Source organism: Paraclostridium sp. (assembly GCF_051656405.1).
In the GTDB taxonomy this organism is placed as follows: Bacteria; Bacillota; Clostridia; order Peptostreptococcales; family Peptostreptococcaceae; genus Paraclostridium.
This window is the reverse complement of record NZ_JBOGBV010000068.1, coordinates 49,511-68,149: the sequence shown is the minus strand read 5'-3', so window position 1 is coordinate 68,149 and position 18,639 is coordinate 49,511. Positions and strand designations below refer to the sequence as shown.

At 27.3% G+C, this 18,639-nt stretch carries 25 protein-coding genes; 3 read left to right on the top strand and 22 right to left on the bottom strand.

Translation table 11 applies throughout. From position 1 onward, the window contains the following. Positions 1 to 10: 10 nt before the first annotated feature. From ACRDDE_RS10515 to ACRDDE_RS10465, 11 genes are all read right to left on the bottom strand, one after another. On the bottom strand, positions 11 to 436 hold the full coding sequence (locus ACRDDE_RS10515; protein WP_438627175.1) for a putative zinc-binding protein: 426 nt from the start codon (positions 434 to 436) through the stop codon (positions 11 to 13). Continuing rightward, positions 417 to 818: a putative zinc-binding protein gene (locus tag ACRDDE_RS10510; protein WP_438627174.1), complete on the bottom strand. Its 402-nt coding sequence runs from the start codon at positions 816 to 818 to the stop codon at positions 417 to 419. Before ACRDDE_RS10510 ends, ACRDDE_RS10515 begins: the two co-directional genes overlap by 20 nt. Beyond that, entirely contained in the window at positions 811 to 1,671 is an 861-nt protein-coding gene (locus tag ACRDDE_RS10505) for a putative zinc-binding protein (RefSeq protein WP_438627173.1), read from the bottom strand. The genes ACRDDE_RS10510 and ACRDDE_RS10505 overlap by 8 nt, the downstream gene beginning before the upstream one ends. After that, positions 1,664 to 1,957, bottom strand: coding sequence for a 4Fe-4S dicluster domain-containing protein (locus ACRDDE_RS10500; RefSeq protein WP_438627172.1), 294 nt, complete (start codon positions 1,955 to 1,957; stop codon positions 1,664 to 1,666). The genes ACRDDE_RS10505 and ACRDDE_RS10500 overlap by 8 nt, the downstream gene beginning before the upstream one ends. Before the next feature lies 1 nt (position 1,958). Continuing rightward, positions 1,959 to 2,336: a hypothetical protein gene (locus ACRDDE_RS10495; RefSeq protein WP_438627171.1), complete on the bottom strand. Its 378-nt coding sequence runs from the start codon at positions 2,334 to 2,336 to the stop codon at positions 1,959 to 1,961. 145 nt (positions 2,337 to 2,481) lie between these two features. After that, positions 2,482 to 3,876 (bottom strand): dihydrolipoyl dehydrogenase, encoded by a 1,395-nt coding sequence (gene lpdA / locus ACRDDE_RS10490; protein WP_438627170.1) that lies wholly within the window; start codon positions 3,874 to 3,876, stop codon positions 2,482 to 2,484. Between the two features lie 135 nt (positions 3,877 to 4,011). Then, entirely contained in the window at positions 4,012 to 4,320 is a 309-nt protein-coding gene (locus tag ACRDDE_RS10485; RefSeq protein WP_438627169.1) for an ArsR/SmtB family transcription factor, read from the bottom strand. Positions 4,321 to 4,531: 211 nt separating this feature from the next. Further along, positions 4,532 to 6,838 carry a bifunctional glutamate--cysteine ligase GshA/glutathione synthetase GshB gene (gene gshAB, locus ACRDDE_RS10480; protein WP_438627168.1) on the bottom strand — a complete coding sequence of 769 codons (2,307 nt, stop codon included), beginning with the start codon at positions 6,836 to 6,838 and terminating at the stop codon, positions 4,532 to 4,534. Further along, positions 6,831 to 8,150 carry an MATE family efflux transporter gene (locus ACRDDE_RS10475; protein WP_438627167.1) on the bottom strand — a complete coding sequence of 440 codons (1,320 nt, stop codon included), beginning with the start codon at positions 8,148 to 8,150 and terminating at the stop codon, positions 6,831 to 6,833. The genes gshAB and ACRDDE_RS10475 overlap by 8 nt, the downstream gene beginning before the upstream one ends. 377 nt (positions 8,151 to 8,527) lie before the next feature. Further along, positions 8,528 to 9,532, bottom strand: a complete 1,005-nt coding sequence (locus ACRDDE_RS10470; protein WP_438627166.1) for a permease — start codon at positions 9,530 to 9,532, stop codon at positions 8,528 to 8,530. Between the two features lie 226 nt (positions 9,533 to 9,758). Beyond that, entirely contained in the window at positions 9,759 to 10,040 is a 282-nt protein-coding gene (locus ACRDDE_RS10465) for an ArsR/SmtB family transcription factor (RefSeq protein WP_438627165.1), read from the bottom strand. A gap of 277 nt (positions 10,041 to 10,317) precedes the next feature. Between ACRDDE_RS10465 and ACRDDE_RS10460 the strand changes: the two genes are divergently transcribed. Next, positions 10,318 to 10,803 carry a hypothetical protein gene (locus ACRDDE_RS10460; protein ID WP_438627164.1) on the top strand — a complete coding sequence of 162 codons (486 nt, stop codon included), beginning with the start codon at positions 10,318 to 10,320 and terminating at the stop codon, positions 10,801 to 10,803. 150 nt (positions 10,804 to 10,953) lie between these two features. Here ACRDDE_RS10460 and ACRDDE_RS10455 read toward each other — a convergent pair whose 3' ends face one another. The 4 genes from ACRDDE_RS10455 to ACRDDE_RS10440 form a co-directional block, all read right to left on the bottom strand. Beyond that, entirely contained in the window at positions 10,954 to 11,178 is a 225-nt protein-coding gene (locus tag ACRDDE_RS10455) for a hypothetical protein (RefSeq protein ID WP_438627163.1), read from the bottom strand. A gap of 177 nt (positions 11,179 to 11,355) precedes the next feature. Then, on the bottom strand, positions 11,356 to 11,892 hold the full coding sequence (locus ACRDDE_RS10450; protein ID WP_438627162.1) for a hypothetical protein: 537 nt from the start codon (positions 11,890 to 11,892) through the stop codon (positions 11,356 to 11,358). A gap of 72 nt (positions 11,893 to 11,964) precedes the next feature. Beyond that, entirely contained in the window at positions 11,965 to 12,138 is a 174-nt protein-coding gene (locus ACRDDE_RS10445) for a hypothetical protein (protein ID WP_438627161.1), read from the bottom strand. A 113-nt stretch (positions 12,139 to 12,251) separates the two neighbouring features. Next, positions 12,252 to 12,566, bottom strand: a complete 315-nt coding sequence (locus ACRDDE_RS10440) for a helix-turn-helix domain-containing protein (RefSeq protein ID WP_438627160.1) — start codon at positions 12,564 to 12,566, stop codon at positions 12,252 to 12,254. A 629-nt stretch (positions 12,567 to 13,195) separates the two neighbouring features. On the opposite strand from ACRDDE_RS10440, the gene ACRDDE_RS10435 reads away from it, so the two are divergent. Both ACRDDE_RS10435 and ACRDDE_RS10430 read left to right on the top strand, forming a co-directional pair. Further along, positions 13,196 to 13,363, top strand: a complete 168-nt coding sequence (locus ACRDDE_RS10435) for a hypothetical protein (RefSeq protein ID WP_021434435.1) — start codon at positions 13,196 to 13,198, stop codon at positions 13,361 to 13,363. Between the two features lie 368 nt (positions 13,364 to 13,731). After that, positions 13,732 to 13,914, top strand: a complete 183-nt coding sequence (locus tag ACRDDE_RS10430) for a hypothetical protein (RefSeq protein WP_438627159.1) — start codon at positions 13,732 to 13,734, stop codon at positions 13,912 to 13,914. 87 nt (positions 13,915 to 14,001) lie between these two features. Here ACRDDE_RS10430 and ACRDDE_RS10425 read toward each other — a convergent pair whose 3' ends face one another. The 7 genes from ACRDDE_RS10425 to ACRDDE_RS10395 all read right to left on the bottom strand — a co-directional run bounded on the left by ACRDDE_RS10425 (position 14,002) and on the right by ACRDDE_RS10395 (position 18,635). Then, a complete protein-coding gene (locus ACRDDE_RS10425) occupies positions 14,002 to 14,664 on the bottom strand; it encodes an AbiTii domain-containing protein (RefSeq protein ID WP_438627158.1) in 663 nt (220 codons plus the stop codon). A 15-nt stretch (positions 14,665 to 14,679) separates the two neighbouring features. Continuing rightward, positions 14,680 to 14,892, bottom strand: coding sequence for a hypothetical protein (locus ACRDDE_RS10420; protein WP_438627157.1), 213 nt, complete (start codon positions 14,890 to 14,892; stop codon positions 14,680 to 14,682). A 105-nt stretch (positions 14,893 to 14,997) separates the two neighbouring features. Next, positions 14,998 to 15,318, bottom strand: a complete 321-nt coding sequence (locus ACRDDE_RS10415) for a hypothetical protein (RefSeq protein WP_438627156.1) — start codon at positions 15,316 to 15,318, stop codon at positions 14,998 to 15,000. A 30-nt stretch (positions 15,319 to 15,348) separates the two neighbouring features. Then, complete coding sequence (mobP2, locus tag ACRDDE_RS10410) at positions 15,349 to 16,917, bottom strand: MobP2 family relaxase (protein WP_438627155.1); 1,569 nt, start codon at positions 16,915 to 16,917, stop codon at positions 15,349 to 15,351. A gap of 28 nt (positions 16,918 to 16,945) precedes the next feature. After that, complete coding sequence (locus tag ACRDDE_RS10405) at positions 16,946 to 17,335, bottom strand: hypothetical protein (protein WP_021434439.1); 390 nt, start codon at positions 17,333 to 17,335, stop codon at positions 16,946 to 16,948. 5 nt (positions 17,336 to 17,340) lie between these two features. Further along, complete coding sequence (locus ACRDDE_RS10400; RefSeq protein ID WP_270670814.1) at positions 17,341 to 17,589, bottom strand: hypothetical protein; 249 nt, start codon at positions 17,587 to 17,589, stop codon at positions 17,341 to 17,343. 242 nt (positions 17,590 to 17,831) lie between these two features. Continuing rightward, positions 17,832 to 18,635: a coiled-coil domain-containing protein gene (locus tag ACRDDE_RS10395; RefSeq protein ID WP_438627154.1), complete on the bottom strand. Its 804-nt coding sequence runs from the start codon at positions 18,633 to 18,635 to the stop codon at positions 17,832 to 17,834. Positions 18,636 to 18,639: the final 4 nt, after the last annotated feature.

The window sequence follows — 18,639 nt, the reverse complement described above, 5'->3', positions numbered from 1 at the left end:
AATTCTGTGTTTACTCACCAATAATCGCATCAACTTTTTTACAAATTTCCTCTGCAACGATATCCGCCATTTTATAGTGTTCTTCTGTTAGATCCCTTGCTGATACTGTTTTAGAAAGAACTACATTCTCGCCTAATAAATCTGAAATAACAATAATATCTTTTACCTCACCTGAATACTTAAGTGTCGCCCTCTTAGCACAAGCTTTGTCGCAACCATCTACCGCTATAACAGGAAACTCTTTTGCAAAGTTACGTTCTTCTTCTCCTCCTGCAATATAAAGAGGTAAGCAAAGTGAAACTACTTTTCCGACACGAAGATTCTCCATTACTTTTCTTGTAGCCATTCTAGCAATCGTTCCACCAAGCATTTCTTCTCCGCTACAAGATATAACACCAATTTGTAAAGCAGACATATTATTCATCCTCCTTTGCAATTTCTGAGACTTTTTCAGCGATTTTTTCAGCTAATTCCTCTGTAATCATCCAGCCATCTTCAGTTAATTCTGTACCTGTACCTGCATTTTTACCTCGATGGTTTCTCATTATATCTACTGCACGAAATTGAGCTTTTACAATTCCTCCTGCATCTTCAATACTTTTAGCAGCACAAAGTGCTGGACATCCATCAACAGAAACGCAGGAAATGCCTTCTACCTTAGCACGAGCATCTTCATCTCCAGTTACAATATGCGCAAGACAAGCAGTCTCACAAATATCAGGCTCCAATACATTAGTTACTCGTAAAGCTGACTCTCTTGCCATTAAACCAAATACCTTTCCAATCCCACTACAAGGGATAACCTTTACCTTAGACATGGAACTCATCCACCTTTCTTTTTAATACTGAGAAATATCCATCAAAATCATGAATTAAATCTTTATCATCTTCAAAGTCTGAAAGTTCTATTTCAGCAATCCATCCTTGTTCATAAGGATTTTGATTTATCATTTCTGGTGCATTTATTAGATTTTCATTTATTGCCGTAATAGTACCACTAACTGGACTTACAATTTCAAATACGGCTTTACCTGATTCAATATCTCCAACCTCTTCAAATTGTTCAACTTCAGTGCCGATATTAGGAGGTGTAAAAAACATAATGTCAGATAAACTTTTTTGAACAAAATCAGTTACACCAAGTCTTGCTTTATTCCCGTCAATATACACCCACACATCATTTTCATTGAAATAAAAACCTTTATTGTCAGGTACACGGAAAACAAATTTATCTTTTTTGTATACTTGATAAGATAGTTCAGTTGGAAAATCTACAGATTCACCTGCATTTTCATCCATTTCCTCAGTTTCATATAAAAGTTTTTCAGATATTAATTTAGATAGTTTCATACCTTCATCATTTATGCGTAGACTTGTTCCAAGATTAATATTTCTTGTTTTTGCTTCTTCACTTATATTGATTTTTTCAGCGATTTTCAGACCTTTTTCAGAAGCCAATTTACTAGCACAGCGTGTTGCACATCCATCAAGTACAAGAACAGGTTTCTCTTGTGCAATACGATTATACTTGGCATCAGCTACACGATAAAATACAGGACAAATAATTTCGCTATCACTTATTTCACTTAAATTAATAGCAATCTCATGTGTTATGCATCCTGCACATTTATCAAGTCCATTACATGGTAAAATAGCATAGGATTTACTCATTTTTAGATTCCTCCTTACGAATTTGTTTAATATGAGCAGTTGTTTCACTCTTACTTGGAAAATCAATAGCATCAACGCCACATGTCTTTCCACAAGCACGGCAGAAAACAACACAGTTAGTAGGATTTTTTACAATTAATTTTGGAGATTCGTCTTCACGAATTTCGTATACCTGATGAGGACAAAAATCAACACATTCCATACAGTCGTTACACTTTGTATAGTCAATACGAGGGCTCCAATCAATTTTTTCTCTTGAGACACCCATGAATGTACTTTCGCTCATATTATATTTCCTCCTCATAACCAAGTTCTTTAAGTGAATTTTTAACAATATCTAATGCTTTTTCATTTGTCATATCTCTAATATCAAGCATTACACAGTCTTTTTCAACATCCAAACCTGCTTCTTTAAAAGCTGTACGGAACATCTTTTTCTGCATGTTAGGCGCACATGCACCTATAATTACTTTACGATTTGACTTTAAGAAATCAGCAAGAAATCTATCCCCATCTTCCTCACAAAGCTGCGGATGAATAAATCCATATTCCACAGGTAACTCTACTCTAACCTGATTTATAAAATCCCAAATATCCATTGCTTGAAATCCAGGGCATTTACCTGTACAAACACACATAATAAAACCATAACGTTCCTTTTCCATTTTAATTCCCTCCAATTTAATTTTGATAATAAATTTTTAAGTTATATATTTCAAAGAATTTCTTAAATAATATAAATATGAATGAAATTCTGTGAAAGCATAAAATTAATGTAATCGACTATTTTAATAATACTTATATTATGTATTAAACTTTATGAATCGATTTTTTAGCTATTTCTCCACAAGCCTCCCAAATAGCCTCACTAATACTTGGATGAGGATGAATCATATCAGAGATAATTTCAGCAGTTGCCCCAACAGTAATAGCCAGTGTGATTTGGGAAATCATTTCAGAAGCATTTGCTCCTAAAATTTGGCCACCTATAATTACACCATTTTCATCTGCAATGATTTTTACAAATCCTTCACGCTCCCCTAGTGTAAGAGCTCTACCATTGTGACGCATAGCAAAACTACCAACTTTAGGTTTTATCCCTTTTTCAATAGCCTCCCTTTCTGTCAACCCAACAGATGCACTTTCAGGCAAAGTATAAATACATGAAGGCACTGCATTATAATTAACTTTGCTTTGCATTCCAACTGCATTTTCTGCGGCAACTCTACCTTCCATAAAAGCTAAGTGAGCAAGTAACTTACCGCCAATTACATCACCAGCAGCATAAACATTAGGGACTGAAGTTTGCATATATTCATCTACTACAATCCTTCCATTCTCTGTTTTAGGAGAAATTGAAGATGCAATGTCACTATTTAATTGTCTTCCAACTGCTAAGAGAACCTTTTTACAAGTTGTAGAAGAACTTTTTCCATTTAGTTCATAAGATACAATTAACCCTTCATCATTTTCTATAATCTCTGTAAGTTTTGAAGATAGTTTGAATTTTATCCCTTTACGTTTTAATATCTTTAATAATTCAGTTGAAATTTCTTCATCCTCATGACTTATAATTCGATCTTGTGCCTCAATAACAGTTACCTTTGTTCCTAGAGATGAAAACATAGTTGCAAATTCAACTCCAATTACTCCACCACCTATAATGACAATACTTTCTGGTGGTTCTTGTAGAGACAATGCATCTGTGCTAGTAATAACCCCATCATTTTTAATCCCTTTAATAAAACTTGGAATTAGTGGCTCAGAACCTGTTGCAATAATTAGCTTATTACAATTAATCTCAATTTCTTCATTTTCTTTCTTTACCAGTAGTTTATTTGGGTTAACTACTATACCACGCCCTTTTATAATGGATACATTGTTTGCAACCATGAGTTGTTCAATCCCAATTCCAAGATTTTTTACAATTCTATCCTTACGAATAACGGCTGTACTCCAAGATAACTTTTCAGTTTTACTTTGAACTCCAAATTCTTTAGATTTTTTTATAGTAGTAAGTATTTCAGATGTTTTCAACAAAGATTTAGTTGGAATACACCCAATATTCATACAAACTCCTCCAAGCTCCTTTTCTTCAATTAAAACAACCTTGGCTCCAAGCTGGGACGCTCTAATAGCAGCTACATAACCTGCTGGTCCTCCTCCTAAAACAGCAATCTCACTTTGTATTTTATTTTTGTGCATATACAACCTCCTTAATATTGATTTCGCTTTTTGAAAAAAGGTTTTCTTTTACTTTAAATAAAATGATATAGAGAGTTATCTATATGCTATTGATAAAAAATGCATCGAACTCTACGATGCTTTTTTATTATAGTTTTACTTCAGTTTATTAGAAATACATTCTTCAAGATGTACAGAAAAAGTATCCCAAAACTCATTAACTTGGTCAAAACGTTCTTTATTGATTTTATACTTCATCCATGAACCATCACGACGTGAGTCTACAAGCCCACAGTCAGTTAATATTTTCATGTGGTAAGAAAGAGTTGGTTGAGTTATTTCAAATCCCTCTAAAATCTTACAAGCACACATTTCATCACAAGATAGTGTTTCAAGTATCTTTAAGCGTGTCTCATCCGCTAATGCTTTAAAAAGCAGAACATATTCTGCATATGAATATATCATTGCTACCCCTCATATTGTAAATATTTTTTATTAATAATCTTTAAATCATATAGATAGTTATCTATATAATTTAATATAGGCCTCATATAGATGAATGTCAATGTCATATTTAATATTTATTACAAATAATACAATTATTTCCATTTAATTATAAAAGACTGATTTTTATTAAATAAGAAATCAGCCTTTTATAGCATAACTACTTTATTTTTTAATCTATAAATTCTAATAATTTTAATATTTCTTTAGCAATTTCTCTTTCTGTTCCTATATAAGGATATGAATGAATATGAATTGCAGGATTAAAATTAAGTTCAATTATTGCATATGATGAGTTTTCATCACTATAATCATCTATCATCATATCTACACCACAAATATTAGCTCCAATAGCTTGAGAAGATTTAACAGCTATATCTTTAAATTTTTGATGTATATCATCTGTATAATCAATGCTATCTCCTCCAGTACTAATATTTGAGTTTTCTCTTAAATAAACTACTTCATCTTTTTTAGGAATATAGTCAAAATCTAATCCTCTATGCTTTAAAAATAATTTTGCATTTTCATCTAAGTCTATTTTCTCTAAAGGCGTTTTATATCCCTTTCCTCTTAATGGACTTTGATTTTTAATTTCTATCAACTCTCTAATTGATTTTTCTCCATCACCTGTTGCATTTGCAGGTACTCTATGAAGTATACCAACAACCTTATCTCCAATAACTAAAAATCTATATTCTTTACCACTTATAAACTCTTCAACCAATACAGTGTTATCATATTTAAATGCAATTTCAAAAGCACTTATTACATCTTCTTGGTTAGCTCCTTGAGGGAATATGCTTATTCCTGTTCCAAAGTTAGTTGATTTTGGTTTTATTACTATTGGCTTATTTATAAAATTATTAATTTCACTTATAGCATCTTCTATACAGTTAAATTCACTTCCATCTGGAACTTTTATATTATTTTTCTGTAGTATTTTTTTTGTTACTACTTTATTTTCCATTGCAAGTACAGTTATATAATTGTCTTTTGATGTTTTTGTTGCTTGCTTTATATACTCAGTTTTATCATCTTTGCTAATAGATATAAAATTATCACTTCTATCTATTAATTCGGTTTTAATTCCTCTTTTAATTGATTCTTTCATTAAAATTTGAGTTGATAATTCTAAATCTTCATACCCTTCTAATTTAAATCTATTATCATAGGCTAAATCTTTATATTTTTTGGCAAGATTTAAATGAGCTTTTATATAACCTTCTTTTTTTACTTTCTCAATAATTTTGTAGGTATACGTTTCTTTATAGTCCTCTATTCTTTTACTTATATCTTCTAATATTTTTTCTTTTCCTAATTTTAGTTCATCGTTTATAAATTTAATTTTATTTAAAATCTCAAATGCCCAAATTTCCTTAGAGATAGACTCTCCATCTTTTATTAGGTTTATATTACTTTGACCATTAGTTGCTATTATATTTTGATTTTCAAGGGCATCTTGTTGCCAATTTTCATATCCACTTTCATCTTCAGTTAAAAGAAATAAATTAAATAAATTTATAAAATTTAAATCAGTTAAGCTTATTCCACCTTTTTCAAATGGATTTATATCTATACTTCTATACTCTAAGTAGCTTATTCCATCATTAAGTAATGAGTTTAATAAATATTTAGGATCTTTTGCTTTTAATCTTATTGGAGCATACAATTCCTTATGACTATCTATTAAATCTTCATCTATGAATTTTTTAATACTTTCTACATATTCGTTAACGCTATTGTAATTTGGGAATAAATCTATTTTATTTTTATAACCACAATTACTATTTCTATAAGATAGCGCACCTTCATTAGAGTAACTATCTTTAGAGATTTCTTTAAGCTGTTGAACACATTCTTCTTGATAGCTTTCGTGTACAACACCTGTACATCCTAGAAGATATACAAGAAGCCATCTATAACGAAGATAGTTTCTAGTAACTTTTAAGTATATATTATCTTTAAATGTTTTATAATCATCTGCTTTATTGCTATTTTCATAAAGTTTTTTAATTATGTTTTCATTGAATGAAAAATTATAGTGAATTCCTGATATCAACTGTTTTTTACCACCATATTTTAATAGTAATTCTTCTCTATACTCTCTTGCAATTTTGCCTTCTTCGCATCCACAAAATTCCGCTATTGGAATATCTTTATCATTTGGTATTATTGAAGGCATAGATTGTGGCCATAAATATTCATCTTTAATTTCCATAGCTGCTATATCATAAAGAGCATTTAAAAATTTATAAGTTTCCTCTGTCGTTGAAAATGTCGGAGTTATTAATTCTAATTGGCTCTCAGAAAAATCTGTTGTTATATATGGATTACACATTTTATATCCAAATGCTTTTGGATGTGGTTTTTCTGATAAGTTTCCTTTAGAATCTACTCTAAGACCCTCTCTTTCAATTCCAAAGTTTCCTTTTAGTAGTTCTTGTTTAGTAAATAAATTTTTCATTGTATTAAGCATATCTGTCATCCTTTCTAACCTTAACTATATACATCATGTATAATGCTATTCCTTTTAAAACACTTGATATGGAAATACTTACCCATACTCCATTTACACCTAAATATTTTATAAAGATTAAAGCCAACGGTATTCTAAGCACAGTAAATATGATACTTATACTAGCTGGAATATTTGGCATTCCAAGACCTGTAAACATTCCATTTGATACCATCTCTATTGCACTAAATATCTGAGAGTATCCAATTATCATAAGGTACATACTAGTTATATCTATAGTTTGTGCATCTCTTATAAATAACATGGCTATTTTATCTGGTACAAAGATAAAGGCTACACTAGTTATAATTGAGTAAGCAATTCCTATTTTTAGAGAAGTTTTATATCCCTTAATTATCCTATCGTACTTCTTAGCTCCAAAGTTTTGACCTGTAAAGCTTGCTATAGCTCCATTCAATCCACCTATTACCATATATGTTACAGATTCTACCTGAAGTCCTATCTTTTGACCTGCTATAGCATCTGATCCAAATATAGCTATTATCCTAGCTAAAGCTATATTTACTAATGTAAATAATATTCTTTGAAATGCCATAGGAAACCCTAGCTTTATTATTTCTATACTTTTTTGCTTGTCTACACCTATATTAAAATCAAACTTAAATAAATCTTTTGATGTTATTTTAAATAAAATAAACATTACTAAATTTCCTATTAAAGTTGCAATTGCTGCTCCTAATACTCCAAAGTTAAATGTATATATAAATATAGGATCTAAAACTATATTTATGATTATTCCTATTGCACTTATCTTTAAAGCCCCTGAATTGTGTCCATAACTTCCAAGTATTCTTGTATACATTGAGTTAAAAAATGAGAAAAACATCATTGGTGCACTTATCGCCAAATATAAAATTGCATCTTTTTCAACGACTTCATTTCCTAACTTTAAAAATCCTATAAGTTGTTTTCCTAAAAATATAAGTACTAATGCATATATAACTCCAAGAACTAGGTTTATAAAAGACCCTGAATTTATATATCCTTTAGACTCTTTTTCTTTGTTTTCACCTAAAGCATGAGCTACCTTTATTCCAGTTCCTATAACCACTAATGTATTTATGGAATATCCTAATCCTATAAAAAAGCTTGCTGATCCAATACTTGCCACGGCATCACTACCAAGCCCTCCAACCCATAGCATATCTACTAAGTTATAGGCAAATTGTAAAAGTGAACTTCCCATTATAGGTATCGCTAATGCGGTTATTACTGATAATACATTTCCTTGTGTCAAATCCACTTTTTTCATTTAAATTTCTCCTTTGTAGTACTGTTATTACATAGTGATATTATTCTCACTATGTAATTTAATTAACCGATTTGATTTAAAGAGCTCGTTCATATCAAAATAAATTGATTTATTATTTATTATATCAAATTATTTTGATATTACAATGTTTTTTTATTTTATTATTAAAAAAATTATTTTTATTACCTAAATTAGATTAAATATATATCTAGTTCTGAGATAGAAAAATATTTATTAGGTATAATCTTAAAAATAAAATAGGTGAATATATATAAAGAAATTCGTAGAAAACCTATAATTTTGCCAATTATTATGGATATCAGAAATATATAAGATAATAAAAAAGGAGCTAAATTTCAGCTCCTTAATTCTTCAAATTACATTAAAAATGGGCCAATAGCATTAAATAAGTAACCTGTTATAATTATACCTACAGTTACAATTCCTATGAATATAGCTAATAATTTAGGCTTAACAACCTTGCTTAACATTATCATAGATGGAAGTGAAAGTGCAGTAACACCCATCATAAATGCAAGTACAGTTCCTATAGGTACTCCAGCCATAAATAAAGCCTCAGCTATTGGAATAGTTCCAAATATATCTGCATACATTGGAATACCTATTACAGTAGCTATAATAACTGAGAATGGATTATCATGCCCAAGTACTGCAAGTATTGCTTCTTGTGGTATCCAGTTGTGTATTAAAGCTCCTATACCCACTCCAATTAAAACATATTTGTAAACATTTTTTACAATAGCTAGAGTGTCTTCTTTTGCATAGTTTAATCTTTGTTTTTGATTAAATCCCTCAGACTCATCATAAAGCTCTCTAGTATGCTCAGTATATGTTTGAATTTCACTTTCTAAATTAAGTTTACTTATTATAGTACCACCTATAATTGCAATTATAAGACCTAACACAACATATAAAATAGATACATTCATACCAAAGAATCCAGCAAGTAACAACAATGATGCAATATCAACCATAGGTGAAGAAATTAAGAATGAAAATGTAACTCCAAGTGGCAATCCTGCATTACTAAAACCTATAAATATTGGAATACTAGAACAAGAACAAAATGGAGTTACAGTTCCTAGAAGTGCTGAAATTGTTGCCCCTGATATACCTTTAAACTTCGTTAATATCCTTTTAGTTCTTTCTGGAGGGAAGTAACTTTGTATATATGAGATAAAGAATATTAAAACTCCTAAAAGTATAAATATTTTTATAGTATCATATATAAAAAACTGAATACTACCACCCATTCTAGAGGCTACATCTAGATTTAATACATTTTCAACAAATAATGTGATTAAATCAGATAGCCACTTCATACCTAGAATTTGTTCTGTGAAAAAATTAAATATGTTCATAACAACCTCCCCTAAATACATCTAAAAAATTTGATGTTAAAAATATAAAAATGTAAAAGTATGTTTTGATATATATTTATATAAAAATAAAAAATTGATAATAAATATATATCTATTAACGTAGAAATATTTTATATTATTTATTATATCAATTTTTTTTGATTAGGCAACATATAAATCAAAAAAAATTGATTTATATATATAAAAAAAATACAGAATCTATTTTTTATTTAGTAAATAGATCCTGTATAACTTTTCCAGATAATATTTTATTTAATTGCTCTTTATTTACATCATAGAAATTCCATTTTCCTTCAGATGTTTTGCTTATTAAATTTGCATTTAGTAACAATTTTAAGTGATACGATAATTTAGATTGAGATAGTTCAAAAACTTCTGAAAGATTACAAACACATGTGTGTCCATTTTTATTTAAAAAAGCAAGTATGCTAAGTCTTTTTTCATCTGATAAAGCTTTAAATGTATCTTCATAATCAATAATTTTCATAAATACTCCTCCTAATATCAATTGATCTTAATATTTACTAGTAAAAAATAAGTATACTATAGCTATTTATTTTATCCAAGTATTTATATTTTATAGAACAAAATAAGAGTATGTAAAATGAAAATTTCAAGTGAAAATAATAAAAAAGTATGGATATCGTTAAGTTATGATACCTTTATATAAAACAAGCATCTTTATTATAAATAATTAGAAAATATGTTAAAATTATCCAATAAGACTAGCGACCTAATAACATAAATAAAGGAGAATACTCAAAATGGAAATTATAACAGTAAAAGGGAAAAATATATATTCAAAACATGAGTTAGATAACTTTAATAACTTATCAGATAAACCGACTCAGTTTATTCAATTTGTGTACTTTCTATGCCAAAAATACAAGTTACATTTATCTAAAATCTCTGAATTCAATTATGCTGAAAGAAATTTAGGTGTAGAATTAATAGGTGAAAAAATATTGATACAATTTTTCTATGAATATGATAGTAATACATTAGAGCTTGTAGTTAGTGCTGAGTTTGATAAAACAGTAGAAAAAAATATTAGAAAAGATATATGGGCTTATGTAAAAACAGTAAACTATAAAAAAGGAGATAGAGTTATAAATAGCTATGGTGAAAAATATATTGTACAAGAAAACATAGAACCATCTCATACAGTAAAAAAACATAAGGCCACTAGAATCGATGATAATACAGATAGCTGGATTATCAATCAGTTTATATGCCCTGATTTAGATTAATTTATACTTTAAATTTTAGTTTTAGAGTACAAAAAATGAGTCGTGTTAGAGGCACGACTCATTTTTTCAATTTAAACTCTAAAGACGTTTAACACTAATGATTATATATATAATAATTCTTTATTAGAATATGTTCAATAGTTTTAAATATTATTTATTTTCATCTAATAATACTTTAGATAAGACTATTTCTATGTATTCCATAGAGATATGCATACTTTCTATTAAAGAAAACATTGCTAATTTTTCCATACTAATTTTACCATTTTCATCACTATAGACTTTCATTTTTTTTATCAAATCTCCTGAATTAATGTTTTCTACTAAGCACTCTCGTGATTCATTAAATATAGCATTTAGTTTCTCTTTATCCACATGAACACCACCTTTCAATATATATAATTCCACATAATATGCTAAAGTTCCTTTTTTACTTTAGATATACAAATACATTAATGTTTGATATATATATTGATGTTGTTTCTTTTTAATCTAACTTTTATATAGGAAACTATTGAATTAATAGTTTCCTATATAAAAGTTAATTATAATTTATAAAGTATTAACAAATTCATTCAACTTTTCAGCTCTACTTTTTAAATTTAGGATAACTTCATTTAAAACATTATTATAATAGTCTATATCTATATTCTGATTTTTAATATTCTTCTCTTTAAATAATTCATTTCCATACGTATAACCAATCATATATTCATCGAAAAAATTTTCACAATTACACATATATTTAACAAAATCAGGAATTAAAAATAGCTCGCATAATGTATTTTCAATTAAATCTTCTTCTAATTTTGAATTTTTTAAATTAATAGATTCTAATTGTTTTATTATCAATTTCTCTAAATATTCTTGAATTGCATATGAATCATTATGAGATATAATTCTATTACATTTGTTGCATTTAGGTAAATTATTTTCGTTTTCATTCATCAATTGCAAATAAATTTTGATTTCTAAATCAATATGATCTTTAAATAAGGTGTCATAAAAATCATCTCCAAAAGTACTAACAACTTCATATATATTGTTAAATTTATTTGCTATTAACATTAGTTCTTCGCTTTTAAGCATTAATGATACCCCCTGTCATAATTAAAATAAATATAATATTTGAATAATTGATAGACCTAATAAATATTATATCTATTTAATCTTACTTGTTTTTACAAATTGACTTGTCATTATACCACCATTCTCTGCCGAACAATATGGGCATATAATTTCTTCTCTCTCTTTACATCCTGGATATACTGTTCCATAAACTTCCACTTCAAATTCTGCTTTGCAATTAGTGCATACCCTTGTATCTTTATTCATAATATCCCTCCTAATAATTAATTACCAACTTAATAAATATAGATTTAAATTATCAATAAGTTAATATACAAATTATACCATACAAGACTTTGCCCTTATAACTATTTTAAAGATTAGTAGATATTATTTTTATTATTAATAACTCTACTTATAGTAGCCTTGCTCCACCCTGTTTCTCTTGAAATGTAACTATAACTTTTGCCTTCATTTTTTAATTTTTTTATTTTGAGAATATCTTTATCTGAAATTTGTTTTGTTTTTGATTGGAATTTAATAGACTTTTTAAGCTCAAGATTTTCAGCTTTTAATAGGTCTATAGTTTTATTTTTTTCCTCTAGTTGTTTTTCATAATATGAAACCATATCATTATATTCTTTTATGTATTGAAAAGTCCAATTGTATTCATTTTTTTTTAGTTTCTTAAGCAATTAAACACCTCCTAAAAGTTGTTTCATATACTAAGAAACTAATTCTTCATTTGAATTAAAATCCCTTTTAAAAATTGTATAAATAGTTTAAAGATTTGTTTTATAGGAGCTATTTTAAAGGCTTTTAAATATAAAGCTTGGGCAACTTATCCTTCACCCTAAAATAATACTTAGAGAGGGCTATTAATTGTATTAACTCTAGGCGTTTCATCTACCGAGCAACCACCTACAGTTAAACAATTAATGTCCTCTCGTTGCTATTTTGGGTACCCGAAGGGTTTCAAAATATAAAACCTAAAGATATTAAAAACATATAAAAGAGGAAACCAAATAAAAGAAATATGGTCATTGATCCAAAACAAGTTTGGAACAATGACCATATTTTTTTATTTGCTATTTAAAGTCTTGTTTCTTGCCCCCAACAGCATACCTCTTACTCCCTTACTTTATCAATTCCACTCCATAAATATTTTTATGATGCATAAACAAGTGATGCAGCATAAAAATATTTCCTCCGTTTTATTGACAAAGCGCTCGTAAAAGGATGCTTTTTGGCATCAAGAAACATCCCGACAGGGGGGCAATAGGTTTGAACCTAGTTTCTTGTAAAAATTTAAAAGGAGGTTGTAATGGTGAGTTTTATATCTATATATAAGACTTTAAAAGAAATTTTACAATTTTTGATTCTTATTATTACTATTTACAATTTTGTTGATGTTCAAAGACAAAAAAGTAAAAAGAAGAAAAATAAAAAGAAACAAAAAAAAGTTTCTTCTAAAAAAAGAAGAAACTTCTAAACTCAAAATTTTTTTTAAAGCTATAAGGTAGGAGTGCATTCCTACCTTATAGATATAATTTTACCATAAAATCGTAATTATGAAAAGTAGAAAATTATTTTTAATTGTAGCTTTTATATTTTTCCTGAACTTAAATTTTAATGATATGAGTTTAATTAAATTTTTGAATTTAATATGTGTTCCAGCTACTTTAGTAGCAGTTACTTTGGAATATATATCTAAAAAAAGACAATAAAAAAGTGCTATAGATTAAGGGTCTATAGCACCAAATACAAGTTAGTATACTTATATTTAGATTTTCGAACATCTGCATATAAGTATACTCCTAAATTTAAAAAAATACAAGAAATTACAAGGAGGATATTTTTATGTTAATCGATTTTTTAGAGATATTAGAAATGGTAGAAAGGAAAGAAGGTATGACAGGAACAGTGGTAGCACTTTTAGTTTTAGCAATAACAACTCTATTAGCATTGGGGATAATTTGTATGGTATGTATAGGATGGGCAGGAGTTGCTAAGTGGGCATTAGATATTATAATAAAATTCTAAATTGAAAAAAATAAAGAGGTGGCTAATTTAGCCACCTCTTTATTTTTTTCTAAAAAGACTTAGTTTTTTAAATTTAGTTATTGGAGTTCATTTGTTAGTTACTATGTTAGATTTTTTTATTTTATTGTTATCTCCGATACTTATGCTATGGTCATATAAGTTAACTTGTATATATTGGATTATATTTTTCATTTCTTCTTGTGTTTTAGTTGTTATATCAATGTCGAGGTCATCAAGATTCCCAAATTCTTTTTCAAGGAACAATAACGTTTCTAAAATTTTGGTTCTTACTTTAGATACTATATCATTAAGGCTACCTGAATCAACTTCTACCATAGCATCAGTTATATGTGCATTGCTGCTTTCTTGTAATAAAGAATATAATTCAGGTTGTATTGGTTTACCTATACCTGTCCCTTCTTTATCTAACATTGTTACAATTGTAGGAATACTAGAGTTTATATTTACACTTAATAATTTTTTTTGGATGTCTTTGTCTAAGTGTCCTATACCAAATTGTCTTTTAGAGTATTCAAAATTACCAACTATAAAGCTAGCTAAAACTCGTCCTTTTAACTTTCTATATGTAGGTAGCTCATCCCCTGATTGGTAACCAGATAACTCTTTGCTTGCCCAATTAATTAAATGTTGATCATCTAAACAGTAAAATATAGCTATTAGATTTTGAAGAGCTGTACTTATGTCCATATTTGAATTTATAAAATTTTTTATTAGATTACTTCTCGCCAATGTTTTATCTCCTCTTTAAAATAAATTTTTTATAAATATTGAAACCTTGTCCCAAAAAGCAAACATCATTATTATACTAGCTATTACAGAACATCCAACCCCTGTTAATATTGGATGTTTGTTTGCAAAAGTTTGGCTAGGGACATCTTCATTTCTATTGAAATTATTGCTATTATCTATAATATTAGACTTCTTAATTTTGTTATTATCACCTATTTTTATAGCCATAAATTACAACTCCTTTAATTATATATGAATATTTTACCATATATATCCATATATAAAAAGTTTGACTTATATTGTGATTATAGCAAGTTATTTTTATTAATAAATCTACATTGTTATATTGAAAGTTTGAGCTAAGTTTTTTAAACAATAAATTTGATTGCTTCTAAATTTTTTAGATAAAATTCCGCTAAATTCTTTTTTGGATATTTCATTATTAATATTGTTTGTTATGAGCTGAATAGCACAAACTTTTTTTATAAATTGATTATCCTCTGAAAATAAAATTAGGGTTTGAAGGTTATTAATTTTTTCATTGAGGGATTTTAATTCTAAATTCAATTCAAAATATGATAGTTCATTTTTACACAAAAAATTAACTGCTGATATTGCATCTTCAACAGTTTTATTAATTAATCCTATATTCATTTGTATCATTTTTTTAGTACTTAATTTAATTTATTCGTATTCATATTCATTTTCCATTTGTTTATATTTTTGTTTATTCTTCATGCTTTGATAGTCATTATCTAAAGCCTTTTTAATTTTATTTAAACTAGCTTTATTTATAAATAAACCTTTTTTAAAATTATTTTGATTAGAATAATTTTCTTTATCTTTTTCTATATTTGTATTCTCCCATTGATTATAAAATGTTTTATTATATTTATCAAAATGATCTTTGTAATTATAATTATTATCATGCATTGTATAAGAATTTTTTTCAAATTCTTTTTTATTAGTTGATTTATTTTCTGAATCAGAATTAGTGGTATTTTCTTCTAAAATAATATCATTATTTTTTTCCAACTCTGTATTATCTATTGTAAGGTCATTTGATTGTTCTGTTTGAGTTTTAGTATTACCACTATCAATAGGCTCTTTAAAATCCTTGTTGATTTGATTGTTAATATTGGATATATTTTCTTTGCTTGTATTATCGTCATTTAGGATTTCTAAGTCTTTACTATAGATATTATTTTGTATATGACCCTTTCTAATTTCTTGCATTTCTCTTAGTATAGCATTACCTAGTTTAGCATATAATTCTTGATGTTTATTGGTACGATAATCTTCATATCTTTTATAATCTTTATCCCCTGTACCGTATATATCTTCTCTAAATCTCATTTCTTCAATTAAGGCTTTATCTAACTCTTTAAAATCTTCAGGGTGATTATTTTTTAAATACATATCTATAACAGAATTAATTTGAGGTCGTAATTGTGCCATAGCGTTATTATTATATTTCCATAACCTCATATCATTAGGTAGGCTTTTATAAATTTCATTATATACTTTTAACATCTGCATATCTAAAGAAGGTTTTAGTTTTAAAGTTTTTGGGGCTATTTTTTTATGTATTAATTCAGAAATCTTTGCTAGTTCTTTATCTCTTTCTAGCAAATTATTAGCTACTTTACTTTTAAATTTATCTAATGTTTTTGCTTTTCTATTACCAACTCTAGCCGTATATTCTTTCCCTGTTTTTTTATCAGTAAATCTTTTATAAGGCTTTGTTGGGTGTGGTTCGACTAATGCTATATGAACATGAATATTATCGGTATTAAAATGCATTGATGCTGACCAAACTCCACTTTGTTCCATACATTCCTCTTTAAGTACAAGAGCCATCCCTCTTCTAACTGAATCCTGAATAGCTCCTTCATTTATCCATCCTGTTTCAGATTTATATAATCCGTTTTTTTCAAGCCATTCATTATTAAAACTAATAACATCTTGCCACATAATCGAATTATTTTTTTGTGCAAGAGAGAATATATTTTTCAATTCTTCTCTTTCTGATTTTGTAAGTTCTGATTTATTTTGAGTAAAGATCCCTTTACTTTTTTCAGGATTTTCCATGTAGTTATTATATCCATCAAGCTTATTGATATTAAATACTTTAAAGTGTTTTGACCTTACTGCTTCTTCCCTATTAATGTAATCAATATACTTTCCAAACTTAGAAGATTTTCCACTTACATATTTTGAAACTAATACAATTCCTGGTGATGTTTTACTCATATATTTTTAATTCTCTCCATTTATATTTTTATTTCTTTTCAAGTTTCTTTTGTCTAAGACCTGCAATTTCATTATTAACTTTTTCCGTAGCTTTTTTTAAAGGTGTAGAAACAAATTCATCTGTAGTTACATATTCAGATTGATTATTAGCAAATAAAAAACCATTCCATAATTCCATAGCTACATTTGAATTTTTTACTGTATGACCTGTACGAGCTAAAATAGTACTTATATCTTTTTTAAACCTATCATAAATTTGTTCTACTAATGAATTTCTATCTATTATTAACTGCTTAAATTGTTCATGTTCTTTAAATATTTTTTCAATAGTTTTTGATGCACTTTTATTTGAAATTTGCATTTCTTTTTCTAAATAATCAACTGAATAGCCAGCTAATTTAACACTTTTTTTTTCCATAAAAACTACCCCTCAATCATTTCTATAATCTGCTTCATTACTTCTGTATTATCTTTAAGAATAACAAGCGTATGTTTTAATAATTCTTCATAACTATTTTTAACCTCATTAATTTCATCTGACATAGTGTGTGTTCTTAATAAATTAGTTAAGTATTCATTTTTTGAAAGCTTAGCTTTTTTAGCTTTATTAATTAAAATATTATTTATATCTACAGGAAAATCATTTACTGTTAAAGTCATTGTTTTTTTCATTAGATTAAACTCCTTTTGTATGTAAAACTGATTTATTTTTGTTAATTTTATGTAGGAATCTTCACTAAAGATGAATCTCCCCACATAAAATTAAGAGCATAAGGGGAATCTGTAACTTTTGCAAGTTAAAGTCGCAGTGCGACTTGTTTTGAGGTACCTCCACTTTTTGGCAATGATGCCTCACTTTTTGGGCTTTTTGCCACCCCTTTTTCAACCATTTTTTATAAAAATCTTAGATTAATTTATAATTTTTTTTGCTTTAATCTTAGATTTTCTATTCTATCTTTTAACTCTTTTATTTCTTTTTCTTTTTCAAAAATTTCCTTATTTAGACTATCAACTTTTGAATTTTTCTCACTGATCTCTTGATTAGTAACGTCTTGTTCTTGTTTTGTTTCGTAATCTAAATCTGATTTTAAACTACTAATTTTTTCTTTAATTTTATCTATATCTTTATTATTATTTTTGATTAAATCTTCATTAGTTTTAATATTTTTTTGAGTATCTTCTATCAAAATATTTATATATTCTGATTCATAAACACTTAAATTTTGCTTTTTAAAATTATTTTTTGCTTCTGATTTTTCATGTGCCACATACAGTTTGCTATTCAAATTCATTGTTGATTGAGTTCCATTTTTATTGATTACTTCTAATGATACACTCTTCCATTTTTTTGGTAGGTCATGTACAAATACAACATAATATTCATCAACTACTTTTACTATTTCTGTTTTGAATTTTTCATCTTGCTTAGTTTTTTCTTTGATATTAACTTTAATATTTGAAGGCATATCACTATTCGTTTCCTTCACTATTAAACCTACTTGAAGTAAATTTTTATCTGTATAAAATCTTTTATTTGCGATTTCTGCGGTTAAGTTATCAAAAGAAACAGGCTTCCTTAATGGAGTATCTTCATTCTTTTGAGGGTCATTAAATATGATTCTACTTGATATAAAAAATAAAAAAACAAATGATAATATATATATCATTTGTTTATATTTTCTTCCCTTTTTCTTTTTAAATTTTGATTCTTTTAACATTATT